The sequence below is a fragment of the Aeromonas piscicola genome, assembly GCF_000820005.1.
In the GTDB taxonomy this organism is placed as follows: domain Bacteria; phylum Pseudomonadota; class Gammaproteobacteria; order Enterobacterales; family Aeromonadaceae; genus Aeromonas; species Aeromonas piscicola.
Genome location: NZ_CDBL01000005.1, coordinates 578 through 15,124, shown reverse-complemented (window position 1 = coordinate 15,124; position 14,547 = coordinate 578). Strand labels below are relative to the sequence as shown.

Here is a 14,547-nt window from a genome sequence, read left to right as displayed (position 1 = left end):
AAAACCCCGCCGAGAGGCGGGTTTTTTTATGGCGGACGGGCGACATGTTGATCCGCAAGATCAAATCAGGATCCTGACCGGATCCCAATCCTCATCGCCAGCGCCTGCCTGGCAAGGGAGAGAGGATAAGCAAACACTCACACCCGCCAAAGTGGATTGCACAATTGCACCCCAGCAGAGATCAGATCCAAATACCCCTTTAAGATCAGCTAACTAACGCTAGACACACCGCTAATCTACAGAGTTTTCCACAGCTTTTGTGGATAGTTTACTGATCATTTGAAAGAAAATGACAGACTCGCACTTCCCCCTGGCTCAGCTTGCTCCAATGAAAAAAGGGCTCCGCAGAGCCCTTTTGGAATAACAGTCTTATCGGCGGAACAATCAGGGACGCAGTGCCTTGTCCGCCCGGGAAATGCCACAAACCCCCGAGCGCACCACCTCGATGATCTCGTTGGTCTGGGCCGCGGTCTTGATGAAGGCGTCCAGCTTCTCGCTGGTGCCCACCAGCTGTACCGTGTACTGCTCCGGGGTCACATCGACGATCTGGCCACGGAAGATGTCCGCCAGCCGCTTCAGCTCGTCGCGAGCGCCACCGGCGGCACGGGCCTTGATCAGGGCTATCTCCCGCTCGATATGCTCACCCTCGCTGAGATCGCACACCTTGAGCACGTCCACCAGCTTGTGCAACTGCTTCTGGATCTGCTCCAGCACCCGCTCGTCACCCATGGTGACGATTGTCATGCGCGACAGGGTAGGATCCTCGGTAGGCGCTACCGTCAGGGTCTCGATGTTGTAGCCGCGCTGGGAGAAGAGACCTACCACTCGACTCAGGGCGCCGGATTCGTTTTCCAACAGAACGGAAATAATATGTCTCATCAGGTTCTCTCCGTCTTGTTCAGCCACATCTCGTCATTGATGGAACCAAACTTGAGCTCCATGAGTACGACCGAAATAATGTGTCCCATTGTCAGGTCCTCTCCGTCTTGCTCAGCCACATCTCGTCCATGGCACCAAACTTGATCTGCATCGGGTAGACGTGCTCATCCGGATCGACCGAGATATCCATGAACACCAGCCGATCCTTCATGGCGAAGGCCTTCTCCATGGCACTCTCGAGCTCCGCCGGATCGCTCACCGCGATACCGACGTGGCCGTAGGCTTCCGCCAGTTTGACGAAGTCCGGCAGGGACTCCATGTAGGAGTGGCTGTGGCGGCCGCCGTAGAACATCTTCTGCCACTGCTTGACCATGCCGAGGGCGCGGTTGTTGATGGAGATGATCTTGATGGGCACACCGTACTGCAAACAGGTGGAGAGTTCCTGGATGTTCATCTGTACCGAGCCGTCACCAGTGACGCAGCAGACCACGGCATCCGGGTTGGCAAACTGGGCGCCCATGGCGGCCGGAATGCCAAAACCCATGGTGCCGAGGCCACCCGAATTGATCCACTGGCGCGGCTTGGCAAAGGGGTAGTAGAGCGCAGCAAACATCTGATGCTGGCCCACGTCGGAGGCGACGAAGGCCTCCCCCTTGGTCACCTTGTAAAGCGCCTCTATGACCTGCTGCGGCTTGATCAGGGTGGGATGGGTTTCATAAGCCAGACAATTACGGGAGCGCCACTGGGCGATCTGGCTCCACCAGTCCGCCAACGCCTGCTTGTCGTTGTCGAAGCCACACTCGCGGATCACTTCCAGCATCTGCTCCAGCACGGTTTCCACCGAGCCGACGATGGGCACATGGGCCTGCACCGTCTTGGAGATCGAGGTGGGATCTATGTCGATGTGGACTATGGTGGCGTTGGGACAGAACTTGGCCACGTTGTTGGTCACGCGGTCATCGAAGCGGGCACCCACGGCGAAGATGAGATCCGCGTTGTGCATTGTCTTGTTCGCTTCGAAGGTGCCGTGCATCCCCAGCATGCCGATGAACTGAGGATGGGTGCCGGAGAAGGCCCCCAACCCCATCAGGGTGGTGGTTACCGGCAGGTTCAGCAACTCAGCCAGCTTGGTCACCAGATGATCCGCACTGGCATTGATGGCGCCGCCACCCACGTACATGACGGGGCGCTGCGCCTCCACCAGCAACTTGGCAGCCCGCTTGATCTGGCCCTTGTGTCCGGCCTTGGTCGGATTGTAGGAGCGCAGCGAGACGGACTCGGGATACTGATAGGGAAATTTCTCTTTCGGGTTCTGCACGTCTTTGGGCAGATCCACCACCACGGGCCCCGGGCGGCCGCTGGCGGCTATGTAGTAGGCCTTCTTGATGGCCTCGGGAATGTCGCTGGCTTTCTTGCACAGGAAGCTGTGCTTCACCACAGGACGGGAGATGCCGATCATGTCGGTCTCCTGGAACGCATCCTCCCCGATCATGCTGGTCGGCACCTGGCCGGACAGGATCACCAGAGGGATGGAGTCCATGTAGGCAGTCGCGATCCCCGTGATGCAGTTGGTGGCGCCGGGACCCGAGGTCACCAGCACAGTGCCCACCTTGCCGGTGGAGCGGGCGTAACCGTCCGCCATGTGCACAGCGGCTTGCTCGTGCCGCACCAGGACATGCTCCATCTTGCCGTTTTCAAAGAGAGCGTCATAGATGTCGAGCACTGAGCCACCAGGGTAGCCGAAAACGTGCTCAACTCCCTGATCTTCCAGCGCTCTAACCACCATCTGGGCGCCTGATAACATCTCCATGATAAAGCCCTCCAGGCTTTGCTCCGTTAAGCGAAAGCTATCGACAGTCCGCTGCTTCCCGGCAGCGCCGGTCCGTGTCTTGTTGTTGTCTGAATACGGGCCAGGCGAGTTCGGTGCCGTCGATAGTAGAAAAATAGGTTTTTTCCATCATTCACCCGCAAAGCGGGTGAAAAACCAACTTAACCCGCTTGTGAACGCTTGTCCACGGCTTTGTCTGACCATAACAGTCATAAATTTCAAACAGCTATTAACATTCAGTGACTTGGTGAAACGGGTGGGAACAATGCGGGGAAGATGGGGGACTGGCTAGCGGATCATGCTGTCACAACGAGGCAATCTGGAAAAAATAGCCCGCCCCATGGGGCGGGCCGTCGAACAGAGCACAGACTTACTGTTCGTCTTCCGGCTCTGCCAGCCAGATCTGCTGATCCGGGTCCGTCTCTTCACAGACTGAGATGCTGACCCCCATATCCAGCAATTCGTGCAGGGTCAGGTTGTCTGCCAGGGTCATGGTATCGCCGTTTTCATTGGTAAAGCGCATGGTGTCCGTCCTCTCCTTGGTGGGATCGCTTTCAGTCTAGTCAAAGGCGCTCACTTGCGATAACCAACTGCTGTTTAACGGGCATCCGCCTTCCAGCTCGCTCAAGCGATCACACACCTCTTCCGGAAACAGGGTGCGAGCCCACAGCCGGCGCGAGAGCTGGGCCACGCTCTCCTTTGCCCCGTCCGCCAGCCAGCCCGCCAGTTCGCCCGCCACATCGGGATAGAGGATCTGGCCCGGGGCCGAGGCATCCAGCCAGGCCCGCACCGCATTGGCATCGAGCGCATCCATCAGCCGGGCCAGCCCCATCAACTCCAGTGTCTTGGCGTTGGTCAGCTGCTCGAATTGGCCCCCCAACGGCTTGACCAGCAGCTTCTTGCCGAGCGTCAACGCCTCTGAGGCCAGTTCGAAGCCGCCGTTGGTGATGACTCCGCGACAGCCGGCCAGCACCTGCTTGAAGCTTTCCCGCGCCTGCGGCTCGAACACTATGTTGCGCCACTGGCTGGCGCTGCGAATGGCCGGGTGAAAACAGACGAAGCGCTGCTGATTGAAGCGTGACAACAGGGCGGCGATGGCCTCGGTCTGCTCAAACGGCAGATAGACCAGGATCTGCTGATTGTCGGGTGCTTGGGCGATGGGATCTATGATGGGCGGCAGCAGCGGCTGGCCGAAGTGAAACCAGTGCAGTCCGAGAGACTGGCGGACCGGGGCAAAATGGCGCATCAGCTGGCGGTTGAAGCCGCTCTCGCCCCAGCGCGGGATCGGCCAGTCGAAGCTGGCCTGATGACTGATGGTGAGGCTGGGTTTGCCCCAGCGACGTGCGGCATGGGCGCTGAGCGGTTCGAAGTCGCTGATCACCAGGTCATAATCGCGGCAATCCAGGGCCCGCATGTCCCGCCAGAAGCGCAGGGGCGAGAGCCCCTTGAGGGTACGCCAGCCCGAGACGGCACCTTCGTGGCTGACGAAGGTGATGCCGGCAAAGGTACGATAATCGCCAAACTCGGCCATCTCGAAATAGCCGTCGGCGGGGCGACCGCTGAACAGGTAGTCGACCTCAAGCCCACGGGCGCACAGGGCCCGCGCCAAAGTGCGGCTGCGGCTGATGTGACCGTTGCCTGTACCCTGAACCCCGAACAGAATCCTCATCCCTGACTCCAGCTGAGCGCCAGCAGGGCGCAGCCACCACCGAGCAGGGCACCGGCCACCAGATCGCTCAGGTAGTGCACCCCGAGCAGCAGGCGTGACGCCCCCACCAGCGCGGCCCAGACAAACAGCAGGGGCGCCCAGAGCGGGAAGCTGGCGGCCAGCACGGTCGCCATCAGGAAGGCAGCTGCGGTATGGCCGGAGGGCAGACTGTAACGATCCGAGGGGGTGATGAAGACCGGCAAGCCCACCGGCCGCTGGCGTTTCAGCGCGTTCTTGAGCAGCAGATAGAGCGGCAGTTCGATGGCAAAGGCAAGCAGGGCAACCCCCACCAGCTCACGTTCCGCCTCCCCCTGCCACCAGAGCAGGGCGGCCAGCACGGCGTAGAGTGGGCCGTCACCGGTGCGGGAGATGAGTCGGCTGATCCTGGCCTGCGGCCGGTTGTAGGCATGGAGCAGGCAGATGCGGCACACCTGCAGGTCCCATTGTTGGATCTTGTTCATAACCCCTCCTTCCCTGAAGTCTCAGTGCAGACTAGGGCGGCGAGGTGACACTTGGTTGACGGTCAGATAACAGATTGATGAAAAAAAGGGCCGAATGGCCCTTTTTTACGACAAGCGTGGCAAATGATCAGTTCAGGGTGCCGCGCAGGCCACTCTCCATCAGCCGGCAGTTGTGATCCGCCAGACGAGCCATGAAGTGCTCATCCACTGTCAGGCCGAACACCTGCTCGTAGAGATCCTTCATCACGAACGGTTGCCACATCATGCTGAGGAAGGAGATCTTCAACATCTCGGGATCCAGGTTGTCACCCAGTTCACCGTTGTTCTTCATGGACTCCAGCAAGGCATCGAACTGGGGCAGTTGGCGCTCCAGCAGACGATTCAGCACAAAATCCCGACCCGGGCTCTTCTCGGTCGATAATGCGCTGGAGATGGCGGAGGTCAGTTCGCTGTTGGGAGCCATCACCTGATAGTAGGTGTTGAGCAGATCATTGAGGCTGCGATTGCCGGTCTCATCATGCCAGGCCTGGTCCAGCGGCTCGGCGACATCGCCCAGCACCGCCTTGTAGAGGCCCTCTTTACTGCCGAAGTAGTAATGGATCATCGCCAGATTGGAGCCAGCCAGCTCGGCGATCTCGCGGGTAGTGACCTTGCTGTAGGGCGTATTGAGAAAACGCTCACGAGCAGCGGAAAGCAACTTGTCACGAATGTCAGAACGCCCGACCGGACGACCAGGTCTACGTTTTTCCATTGAATACCTCAGATAATTCAGCAAAAACTGATAAGTCGATCTGATTGCGCAGGTGATCGAGTACAGCAGGAATGACCAGATAATCGGGCAAGGGCCGAATATGGGACAAGTAAATTTGCACTCCTTTACAATCCGATTAAATAAACCAGCGGATTGAACCTGTGAGTCCGGGTTGACACAGCATAAAAATCTCGATATTGGTAAAAGCGTTATCGACTGGAAGGATTGAGTCATCATGCCTATTGCCGCTCCGCTACTACTACTTTCCCTAATCGCGACCAGTCGCGCGGGATCCTTGTAGCCGGGCTCAGGCATAGCCGGAATTTACAAAAACCCGTGCACCCTGCACGGGTTTTTTTATGCCGCCGCAGGATGCACGTTACCGAACTTAGGAAGAGGGAAGTCACATGTCAGATAGGGTCATCATATTCGACACCACCTTGCGTGATGGTGAGCAGGCCCTGGCGGCCAGTTTGACAGTCAAGGAGAAGCTGCAGATAGCCCAGGCGCTGGAGCGGCTCGGTGTCGACATCATGGAGGTGGGATTCCCTGTCTCCTCCCCCGGTGATTTTCAATCGGTGCAGACCATAGCCCGCCACATCAAGAACAGCCGGGTCTGCGCCCTGGCCCGCGCCCTGCCCAAGGACATAGATGCCGCCAGCGAAGCCCTGCGGGTCGCAGAGGCCTTTCGCATCCACACCTTCATCTCCACCTCCTCCATCCATGTGGAGAGCAAGCTCAAAAAGAGCTTCGAGGATGTGCTGGAGATGGGCATCAGTGCCATCAAGCATGCCCGCCGCTACACAGACGATGTGGAGTTCTCCTGCGAGGATGCGGGGCGCACCCCGATTGATAATCTCTGCCGCATGGTCGAGGCCGCCATCAAGGCGGGCGCCCGCACCATCAATATCCCGGATACCGTCGGCTACACGGTGCCGACCGAGTTCTCCGGCATCATCCAGACCCTGTTCAACCGGGTACCGAACATAGATCAGGCCATCATCTCGGTGCACTGCCACGACGATCTCGGTCTCTCGGTAGCCAACTCCATCGGCGCCGTGCAGATGGGGGCCCGCCAGATCGAGTGCACCATCAACGGCATAGGTGAGCGAGCCGGCAACTGCTCGCTGGAAGAGGTGGCGATGATACTGAAAACCCGCGCCGATCTGCTCGGGGTGCACACCAACATCCGCCACAGTGAAATTCATCGTACCAGCGCCCTGGTCAGCCAGCTCTGCAACATGCCGGTGCAGCCCAACAAGGCCATCGTCGGTGCCAACGCCTTCTCCCACAGCTCCGGCATTCATCAGGACGGCGTGCTCAAGGCGAAGAACACCTACGAGATCATCACCCCGGAGAGCATCGGCCTGACCCAGAACAACCTCAACATGACCTCCCGCTCCGGTCGCCACGTCATCAAGCACAGAATGGAGTCCATGGGCTACGCCGAGAGCAGTTACGATCTCGACGACCTGTACGGCAAGTTCCTGACCCTGGCCGACAAGAAGGGACAGGTGTTCGACTACGACCTCGAAGCGCTGGCCTTCTTCAGCCAAATCCACGAAGAGCCCGAGCACTTCAAGCTGGAGTATCTCGGGGTCCAGAGCGGCAGCTCTGTGCTGGCCACGGCCTCGGTGAAATTGAAGGTGGGTCAGGAGACCATCAGCGAAGCGGCCACCGGCAATGGCCCGGTGGATGCTGTCTACCAGTGCATCAACCGCATCACCGGCTACGAGATCCGCATCGATAAATACGAACTCAAGGGCAAGGGCGAAGGCAAGAATGCCCTCGGCCAGGTCGACATCGTCGCCGAATACAAGGGCCGCAAATTCCACGGCATGGGCCTGGCCACCGACATCATAGAGTCCTCGGCCCAGGCGTTGATCCACGTGATCAACAGCATCTGGCGCGCCGATCAGGTAGCCGAACAGATGGAACGCAACGTCACAAAAACAGACAAGATCAATACGGAGAGTGTGTGAGTATGAGCAGTTATCGGATCGCAGTGTTGCCGGGTGACGGCATAGGACCGGAAGTGATGGCCGAGGCCATCAAGGTGCTGGAAAAGGTGCAGGCCAAGTTCGGCTTAGCCTTCGAGTATGATCGCCACGACGTCGGCGGCATCGCCATCGACAACCACGGCACTCCCCTGCCACAGAGCACCATCAAGGGCTGTGAAGCGGCCGATGCCGTGCTGTTCGGCTCGGTCGGCGGCCCCAAGTGGGAGCACCTGCCGCCGAACGATCAGCCGGAGCGCGGCGCCCTGCTGCCCCTGCGTGCCCACTTCAAGCTGTTCTGCAACCTGCGTCCGGCCCGCATCTACACAGGTCTGGAGCAGTTCTCCCCGCTGCGCGCCGACATCTCGGATCGCGGCTTTGACATCGCCTGCGTGCGGGAGCTGACCGGCGGTATCTACTTCGGCCAACCCAAGGGGCGTGAAGGTGAAGGGGCGAACGAGAAGGCGTTCGATACTGAGGTGTACCATCGCTTCGAGATCGAGCGCATCGCCAAGATTGCGTTCGAGTCGGCCCGGGTACGCAAAGCCAAGGTCACCTCCATCGACAAGGCCAACGTGCTCGCCTCCTCCATCCTGTGGCGCGAGGTGGTGACGCAAGTCGCCAAGTCCTACCCGGATGTGGCGCTGAATCACATGTACATAGACAACGCCACCATGCAGCTCATCAAGGATCCGTCCCAGTTCGACGTGCTGCTTTGCTCCAACCTGTTTGGCGATATCCTCTCCGACGAGTGCGCCATGATCACCGGCTCCATGGGACTGCTCCCCTCCGCCAGCCTGAACGAAGCGGGTTTTGGCCTGTTCGAACCGGCCGGTGGCTCGGCGCCGGACATCGCCGGCAAGGGTATTGCCAACCCCATAGCCCAGATCCTCTCCGCCGCCCTGATGCTGCGCTACAGCCTGGGGCAGGAAGCCGCCGCCCAAGCCATCGAGCAGGCCGTGGCCCAGACCCTGGCCGAGGGTTACTTCACCGCCGACCTGCATCAGGCCAGCGCCCGCCATCCGGTGCAGAGCACGTCCGAGATGGGCAGCCAGATCGCCGCCCGGATCTGAGCCGCACAACAGATAACAAGGAAGAGAGAAGCAATGGCCAAGACCCTCTATCAGAAAGTATTCGACGCCCATGTAGTGCGTGAAGTGGCTGGCGAAACGCCACTCATCTACATCGATCGTCACCTGGTGCACGAAGTGACCAGCCCGCAGGCATTCGACGGCCTGCGCGCCATGAACCGCCAGCTGCGCCGCCCGGATCTGACCTGGGCCACCATGGATCACAACGTCTCCACCACCACCAAGGACATAGCCGCCTCCGGCGAGATGGCCCGCATCCAGATGGAGACGCTCGCCGACAACTGCAAGGAGTTCGGGGTTCGCCTCTACGATCTGAACCACAAATACCAGGGCATAGTCCATGTGATGGGCCCCGAGCTCGGCATCACATTGCCCGGCACCACCATAGTCTGCGGCGACTCCCACACCGCCACACACGGTGCCTTCGGGTCCCTGGCCTTCGGCATCGGCACCTCGGAGGTGGAGCACGTGATGGCCACCCAGACCCTGAAACAGGGCCGCGCAAAAACCATGCGCATCTCGGTCAACGGCAAGCTGAGCGCTGGCATCAGCGCCAAGGACGTGGTGCTGGCCATCATAGGCAAGGTCGGCCATGCCGGTGGTACCGGCTACGTGGTGGAATTCGCTGGCGAGGCCATTGCGGGCCTCTCCATGGAAGGACGGATGACTGTGTGCAACATGGCCATCGAGCTGGGTGCCAAGGCGGGCATGATAGCTCCCGACCAGACCACCATCGACTACATTCGCGGCAAGGAGTTCGCCCCCAAGGGTGAGGCGCTGGAGCAGGCCATCGCCTACTGGCAGAGCCTCAAGAGCGACGAAGGCGCCCGCTTCGATGCAGAAGTAATCCTCGACGCCGCCGACATAGCACCGCAGGTGACCTGGGGTACCAACCCGGGTCAAGTGATCGCCGTCAATGAGCCTATCCCGGCACCGGAATCCTTCGCCGATCCGATGGAGCAGCAGTCCGCCCGCAAGGCGCTGGCCTACATGGACTTGCTGCCGGGCCAGAAGCTCACCGATGTCGCCATCGACAAGGTGTTCATCGGTTCCTGTACCAACAGCCGCATCGAGGATCTGCGCGCCGCTGCCGCCATCGCCCGTGGCCGCAAGGTGGCCGCCGGGGTACAGGCGCTGGTGGTGCCTGGCTCAGAGCAGGTCAAGGCCCAGGCAGAGGCCGAGGGGCTGGACAAGATCTTCCTCGAGGCAGGCTTTGAGTGGCGCCTGCCCGGCTGCTCCATGTGTCTGGCCATGAACAATGACCGGCTGCAACCGGGAGAGCGCTGCGCCTCCACCAGCAACCGCAACTTCGAAGGGCGCCAGGGCCGTGCCGGCCGCACCCATCTGGTGAGCCCGGCCATGGCCGCCGCCGCCGCCATCACCGGCCGCTTCGCCGACATTCGCGCACTGTAAGAGGGAGTTAACATGACAGGTTTCAAGCAACACAAGGGGATCGTCGTCCCCCTCGACAGCGCCAACGTCGACACCGATGCCATCATTCCCAAGCAGTTTTTGCAGAAGGTGAACCGCATCGGCTTTGGCAAGCACCTGTTTAACGACTGGCGCTTCCTGGATGATGCCGGCCTGCAACCCAACCCGGCGTTCGTGCTCAACCAGCCGCGCTATGCCGGCGCCAGTATCTTGCTGGCACGGGAAAACTTCGGTTGCGGCTCGAGCCGCGAGCACGCCCCCTGGGCGCTGGCGGACTATGGCTTCAAGACCCTGATAGCGCCGAGCTTTGCCGACATCTTCTACGGCAACGCCATCAACAACGGTCTGGTGCCGGTGCGCCTGAAAGAGGAAGAGGTGGAGGCGCTGTTCCAGCTGGTTGCCGCCCACCCCGGCTTACAGATCGAGGTGGATCTGGAGGCCAACCAGGTGCGTGCCGGTGAGCTCAGCTTCAGCTTCGAGATCGACGAATTTCGCCGTTACTGCCTGCTCAACGGGCTGGATGCCATCGGCCTGACCCTGCAGCACGAGGCGGCCATCAGCGCCTTCGAAGCCAAGCAGCCGAGCTGGATCTAAGCGGGCCCCTCACAAGCTCACGGCCGCCCTCGGCGCCTTCGAGACAGTGCAAGAGAACCGAGCTGGATTTGACGCGCCAGCGGCAATAAAACGAGTAGAATCAACAGGGAGCCTTGGCTCCCTGTTTTATTGTCCGGCCACGCCGCCGGCCGCACATAGCTGGCCATCACGGCGCCACAGAGAGGAAACCCTGATGAAGAGAACGAGCGGCATCCTCCTGCTCTGCTACCTGTGGTTCGCGCTCCCGGCCAGTGCCGGGCAGACCTATTTCAACAGCCACGGCGGTCAGCTCAACGTCGGCTGGCAGGACAAGGATGGCAAGGCGCAGCAGCTCACCTACCGGCTGGAGTCGGGCAAGTTGCCGCCGCTCATCGCCTATCGGCCGGCCCGCATGCAGGAGGACGTGTTGCAGAGCCTGTTGCAACAAGCCGCCACCGAATTCCCCGAGGTGCAGATCGCCCTCTCCCGCCCCGACATGAAGCTGCACCTGAAGAGCCGCAATCAGGACAAAGCCAGGGAGGCACTGGCCTGGCTCACCCAGCAACGTGACAAGCTGGAATCCGAGTGGCTCAAGCAACACTACTTCCAGCCCTTCACCCCGCCCGATGGCGTGCCGGCCATCAAGCAGGATCATGTGCGCATTGCGCTGGAGAGTCGGACCGAGCTGGCCCCGCTGGCCGAACAGCTCAAACAGGCGGGCACCACAGAGACGGAGGCCCGCCAGAAGACGGTGGCCCATATGCTCGGCTTCATTCAGGCCATCCCCTATCAACTGCTCGACAGCCAGTCGGGACGCTCGGGCAAGGGCTTCCTCAGCCCACGCCAGGTGCTGGAACAGAACCGGGGGGATTGCGACAGCAAGGTGACCCTGATGGCGGCCATGCTGGCCCAGCTCTTTCCCGAGCTGAGACAGGCCATGGTGTTCGTGCCGGGTCATGCCCTGCTGGGGGTGGCCCTGCCGGCCAAGCCAGGTGAGGCGACCCTGAGCTGGGAGGGAGAAACCTATCTGTTGATGGAGCCGACCGGCCCGGGTCAGTTTGCCATGGGCCGGATCGCATCAACCAGCCAGACGCTGGTTGATAGCAAGCAGTTGAGCGTTCAGCCGGTGCAGGCCAGGGAGTGACACTCGGGCCAAATGACAAAACCCAAAATGACACAGGCCAGCGAGGTGCTGGCCTGTGGTAGACGGTGGGTTCTGTTGTTGGCTCAGGCCTGGGATTGAAACTCGATGGCCAGCAGCAGGCACTCTTCCTCTTCCAGCACCCGAATGATGCGGGCCTGGGCCTCGAACGGCGGCAGCAGGTTGTTGTTGGTAGCCAGACTGACCCGGATGGGCTGGCTGACATCGAGCTGATGCTCGGCGACGGCGATCCCCATGCCATTGGCGCTGAGATCCCGACAGCTCCCCTCCAGCACCTGCTGTTGCTGGACGACGGTGACGGGGGCGTTGATTATCATGCGCTGGAAGGCGCGTCTTTCCTTGGTACTGGTGATCACGCGAACATCCTCTGTTATGCCGAAGCCATCTCGATGGCCCGCAGGAACAATTGTGCTGGCCTCCCCCCAAGAACGTTAATACAATGCGGTTCGTTTCTCAAACGGGGTGCGGTTTACCGCTGAGATTATACCCGTGTACCTGATCCAGATAATGCTGGCGGAGGAATTTGAGGCATGGCGCTCATTTTTTGCGCCCTCATCCGCTGGCACCTCATCATTAACAGGGAGTGCCACTTGATGAAAACCCTGCTGCTGGTTGCCACCGGCCTGCTCAGTACCCAGGCCTTCGCGGCCGATACCCTCACCGTCTATACCTACAGCTCCTTCACCGCCGAATGGGGACCCGGTCCCAAGATCAAGCAGGCGTTCGAGAAAGAGTGCGGTTGCAACCTCAATCTTGTGGCGCTGGAAGACGGCGTCGCCATCCTCAACCGGCTGCGGCTGGAAGGCAAACACAGCAAGGCCGATCTGGTGCTGGGGCTGGATGATGCCCTCATCAGCGAAGCCAAGCAGAGCGGCCTGTTCGCCCCGCACACTACCAAGCTCGATGGCATCAAGGTGCCGGGCGGCTGGCAGGATGACACCTTCGTTCCCTATGACTACGGCTACTTCGCCTTCGTCTACAACAAGGACAAACTTAAAACGCCCCCCAAGAGCCTGAAAGAGCTGGTAGAACGCCAGGATCTCAAGGTGATCTATCAGGATCCGCGCACCTCTACCCCAGGTCAGGGACTGATGCTGTGGATGAAGTCCGTCTATGGCGATCAGGCGCCTGCCGCCTGGACCGAGCTTGCCAAGAAGACGGTCACAGTCACCAAGGGCTGGTCCGAAGCCTATGGCATGTTCCTCGATGGGGAAGCGGACATGGTGCTCTCCTACACCAGCTCCCCCGCCTATCACCTGATCGCCGAGAACAAGCCCCAATATCAGGCCGCCGCCTTCGAAGAGGGGCACTACCGTCAGGTGGAAGTGGCCGCCAAGCTGAAAAGCGCCAAACAAGGCAAGCTGGCCGACCAGTTTCTGCAGTTCATGATAAGCCCCGCCTTCCAGCAGGAGATCCCAGCCGGCAACTGGATGTATCCGGTGACAGATGCGCCGCTGCCCAAGGGCTTCGAGCAGATGATCACAGTCAGCAAGCCGCTGAGTTTCACCAGCGATGAGGTGGCCGCCAATCGCAAGAACTGGATCCGCGAGTGGCTGCAAGCCGTCACCCAGTGAGCACCAAGGTTCGTCCCCTCTGGTGGCTGCCGGGTAGCGCAGCCACCCTGTTGATCCTGCTGTTGTCCCTGGGGCCGCTCGTCGCCCTGCTGTGGCAGGCCGGTTCGCTGGCCCCCCGCACCCTGCTGGCCGATCCCTATCTGCGCCATGTGCTGGGCTTCAGCCTGGGGCAGGCGCTGCTCTCCACCCTGCTGAGCTTAGGTGTAGCCATTCCGGTGGCAAGAGCGCTGGCGCGGCGCCGCTTCATCGGTCGACGCCTGCTGCTCAAGCTGTTTGGGCTCTCCCTGGTGCTGCCGGTCATCATTGCCATCTTCGGCATAGTGGCGGTTCACGGCAAACAGGGTTGGCTGTCGCAGCTGCTGCGCGGCTTGGGGCTGGATCCCGGCAATTACCTGTACGGCCTGTTCGGCATACTGCTGGCCCACGTCTTCTTCAACATGCCGCTGGCGGCGCGCCTCATGCTGCAGAGCATAGAGAGCATCCCCGAATCGAGCTGGCGTCTCGCCAGTCAGCTGGGCATGCGCTCTTCCCATATTTTCCGGCTGCTGGAGTGGCCGCTCCTTCGCGGCATACTGCCGGGGCTTGCCAGCCTCATCTTCATGCTCTGCTTCACCAGCTTCACCACTGTGCTGGCGCTGGGGGGCGGACCCAGGTCCACCACGCTGGAGGTGGCCGTCTATCAGGCGCTGCGCTTTGATTTTGACCTTGCCACCGCCGGCGGCCTGGCGCTGGTGCAGCTGATCCTGACCGCCACTCTGCTCCTGCTGCAACACAAGCTGCAGACCACACCAGCCAGCCGGATCAGCAGTCATCGCCCCTGTCTGCGACCGGATCGCCATCAACCGGGGACCGTGCTGGTGGATGCCGTGGCGCTCTGCACCGGGCTCGCCGTCTTCCTGCCCCCCCAGCTGGCAATCCTGGTGGCCGGTTTCAATCCCGGCCTGCTGACGGCGCTGGCCTCGGCGCAGCTGTGGCAGGCCAGCGGCCAGTCGCTGCTGATCGCGCTGGCGGCGGGTACCCTTGCCACCCTGCTCGGCAGCGGCCTGCTGCTCACCAGCCGTCATCTCAAGGTTCGCACCCGCCAGCGGCGGG

General features: G+C 60.9%; 14 protein-coding genes and 1 riboswitch. Of the genes, 7 read left to right on the top strand and 7 right to left on the bottom strand.

Annotated elements, in window-relative coordinates; all coding sequences use genetic code 11:
- Window positions 1-384 precede the first annotated feature (384 nt).
- The 6 genes from ilvN to BN1128_RS00710 form a co-directional block, all read right to left on the bottom strand.
- Window positions 385-879, bottom strand: a complete 495-nt coding sequence (gene ilvN, locus BN1128_RS00730) for an acetolactate synthase small subunit (protein WP_040097800.1) — start codon at window positions 877-879, stop codon at window positions 385-387.
- A 91-nt stretch (window positions 880-970) separates the two neighbouring features.
- Window positions 971-2,689 (bottom strand): acetolactate synthase 3 large subunit, encoded by a 1,719-nt coding sequence (locus BN1128_RS00725; RefSeq protein ID WP_042865671.1) that lies wholly within the window; start codon window positions 2,687-2,689, stop codon window positions 971-973.
- A gap of 388 nt (window positions 2,690-3,077) precedes the next feature.
- Window positions 3,078-3,230 carry a hypothetical protein gene (locus tag BN1128_RS25110; RefSeq protein WP_010673158.1) on the bottom strand — a complete coding sequence of 51 codons (153 nt, stop codon included), beginning with the start codon at window positions 3,228-3,230 and terminating at the stop codon, window positions 3,078-3,080.
- Window positions 3,231-3,266: 36 nt separating this feature from the next.
- Window positions 3,267-4,376, bottom strand: coding sequence for an MJ1255/VC2487 family glycosyltransferase (locus BN1128_RS00720; RefSeq protein WP_042865670.1), 1,110 nt, complete (start codon window positions 4,374-4,376; stop codon window positions 3,267-3,269).
- Entirely contained in the window at window positions 4,373-4,876 is a 504-nt protein-coding gene (locus BN1128_RS00715) for a phosphatase PAP2 family protein (RefSeq protein ID WP_042865669.1), read from the bottom strand. The genes BN1128_RS00720 and BN1128_RS00715 overlap by 4 nt, the downstream gene beginning before the upstream one ends.
- A gap of 127 nt (window positions 4,877-5,003) precedes the next feature.
- Window positions 5,004-5,627, bottom strand: coding sequence for a TetR/AcrR family transcriptional regulator (locus BN1128_RS00710; RefSeq protein ID WP_042865668.1), 624 nt, complete (start codon window positions 5,625-5,627; stop codon window positions 5,004-5,006).
- A gap of 407 nt (window positions 5,628-6,034) precedes the next feature.
- Here BN1128_RS00710 and leuA point away from each other — a divergent pair, with 407 nt between their 5' ends.
- The 5 genes from leuA to BN1128_RS00685 all read left to right on the top strand — a co-directional run bounded on the left by leuA (window position 6,035) and on the right by BN1128_RS00685 (window position 11,863).
- Window positions 6,035-7,609, top strand: coding sequence for a 2-isopropylmalate synthase (gene leuA, locus BN1128_RS00705; RefSeq protein WP_042865666.1), 1,575 nt, complete (start codon window positions 6,035-6,037; stop codon window positions 7,607-7,609).
- Between the two features lie 2 nt (window positions 7,610-7,611).
- On the top strand, window positions 7,612-8,697 hold the full coding sequence (leuB, locus tag BN1128_RS00700; protein WP_042865665.1) for a 3-isopropylmalate dehydrogenase: 1,086 nt from the start codon (window positions 7,612-7,614) through the stop codon (window positions 8,695-8,697).
- Between the two features lie 33 nt (window positions 8,698-8,730).
- Window positions 8,731-10,128 (top strand): 3-isopropylmalate dehydratase large subunit, encoded by a 1,398-nt coding sequence (gene leuC, locus BN1128_RS00695; RefSeq protein ID WP_042865664.1) that lies wholly within the window; start codon window positions 8,731-8,733, stop codon window positions 10,126-10,128.
- Window positions 10,129-10,140: 12 nt separating this feature from the next.
- Window positions 10,141-10,740 carry a 3-isopropylmalate dehydratase small subunit gene (leuD, locus tag BN1128_RS00690; protein ID WP_042865663.1) on the top strand — a complete coding sequence of 200 codons (600 nt, stop codon included), beginning with the start codon at window positions 10,141-10,143 and terminating at the stop codon, window positions 10,738-10,740.
- Window positions 10,741-10,933: 193 nt separating this feature from the next.
- Window positions 10,934-11,863 carry a transglutaminase-like domain-containing protein gene (locus BN1128_RS00685; protein WP_042865662.1) on the top strand — a complete coding sequence of 310 codons (930 nt, stop codon included), beginning with the start codon at window positions 10,934-10,936 and terminating at the stop codon, window positions 11,861-11,863.
- An 83-nt stretch (window positions 11,864-11,946) separates the two neighbouring features.
- Here the strand turns inward: BN1128_RS00685 and BN1128_RS00680 are convergent, their stop codons facing one another.
- On the bottom strand, window positions 11,947-12,237 hold the full coding sequence (locus BN1128_RS00680; RefSeq protein WP_042865660.1) for a PilZ domain-containing protein: 291 nt from the start codon (window positions 12,235-12,237) through the stop codon (window positions 11,947-11,949).
- Window positions 12,238-12,329: 92 nt separating this feature from the next.
- A riboswitch (TPP riboswitch) is annotated at window positions 12,330-12,420 on the top strand.
- 54 nt (window positions 12,421-12,474) lie between these two features.
- Between BN1128_RS00680 and thiB the strand changes: the two genes are divergently transcribed.
- Entirely contained in the window at window positions 12,475-13,455 is a 981-nt protein-coding gene (gene thiB, locus BN1128_RS00675) for a thiamine ABC transporter substrate binding subunit (RefSeq protein ID WP_042865715.1), read from the top strand.
- The coding region (locus BN1128_RS00670) for an ABC transporter permease family protein (protein ID WP_042865659.1) at window positions 13,452-14,547 on the top strand (1,096 nt) is incomplete at its 3' end. The genes thiB and BN1128_RS00670, both read left to right, overlap by 4 nt.

Bases quoted from the DNA above. Each gene is read 5' to 3' on its own strand.
- BN1128_RS00685 (WP_042865662.1), top strand. From the start codon at position 10,934: ATGAAGAGAACGAGCGGCATCCTCCTGCTCTGCTACCTGTGGTTCGCG.
- leuD (WP_042865663.1), top strand. From the start codon at position 10,141: ATGACAGGTTTCAAGCAACACAAGGGGATCGTCGTCCCCCTCGACAGC.
- leuC (WP_042865664.1), top strand. From the start codon at position 8,731: ATGGCCAAGACCCTCTATCAGAAAGTATTCGACGCCCATGTAGTGCGT.
- thiB (WP_042865715.1), top strand. From the start codon at position 12,475: ATGAAAACCCTGCTGCTGGTTGCCACCGGCCTGCTCAGTACCCAGGCC.
- BN1128_RS00715 (WP_042865669.1), bottom strand. From the start codon at position 4,876: ATGAACAAGATCCAACAATGGGACCTGCAGGTGTGCCGCATCTGCCTG.
- BN1128_RS25110 (WP_010673158.1), bottom strand. From the start codon at position 3,230: ATGCGCTTTACCAATGAAAACGGCGATACCATGACCCTGGCAGACAAC.
- BN1128_RS00710 (WP_042865668.1), bottom strand. From the start codon at position 5,627: ATGGAAAAACGTAGACCTGGTCGTCCGGTCGGGCGTTCTGACATTCGT.
- BN1128_RS00725 (WP_042865671.1), bottom strand. From the start codon at position 2,689: ATGGAGATGTTATCAGGCGCCCAGATGGTGGTTAGAGCGCTGGAAGAT.
- leuB (WP_042865665.1), top strand. From the start codon at position 7,612: ATGAGCAGTTATCGGATCGCAGTGTTGCCGGGTGACGGCATAGGACCG.
- BN1128_RS00720 (WP_042865670.1), bottom strand. From the start codon at position 4,376: ATGAGGATTCTGTTCGGGGTTCAGGGTACAGGCAACGGTCACATCAGC.
- leuA (WP_042865666.1), top strand. From the start codon at position 6,035: ATGTCAGATAGGGTCATCATATTCGACACCACCTTGCGTGATGGTGAG.
- ilvN (WP_040097800.1), bottom strand. From the start codon at position 879: ATGAGACATATTATTTCCGTTCTGTTGGAAAACGAATCCGGCGCCCTG.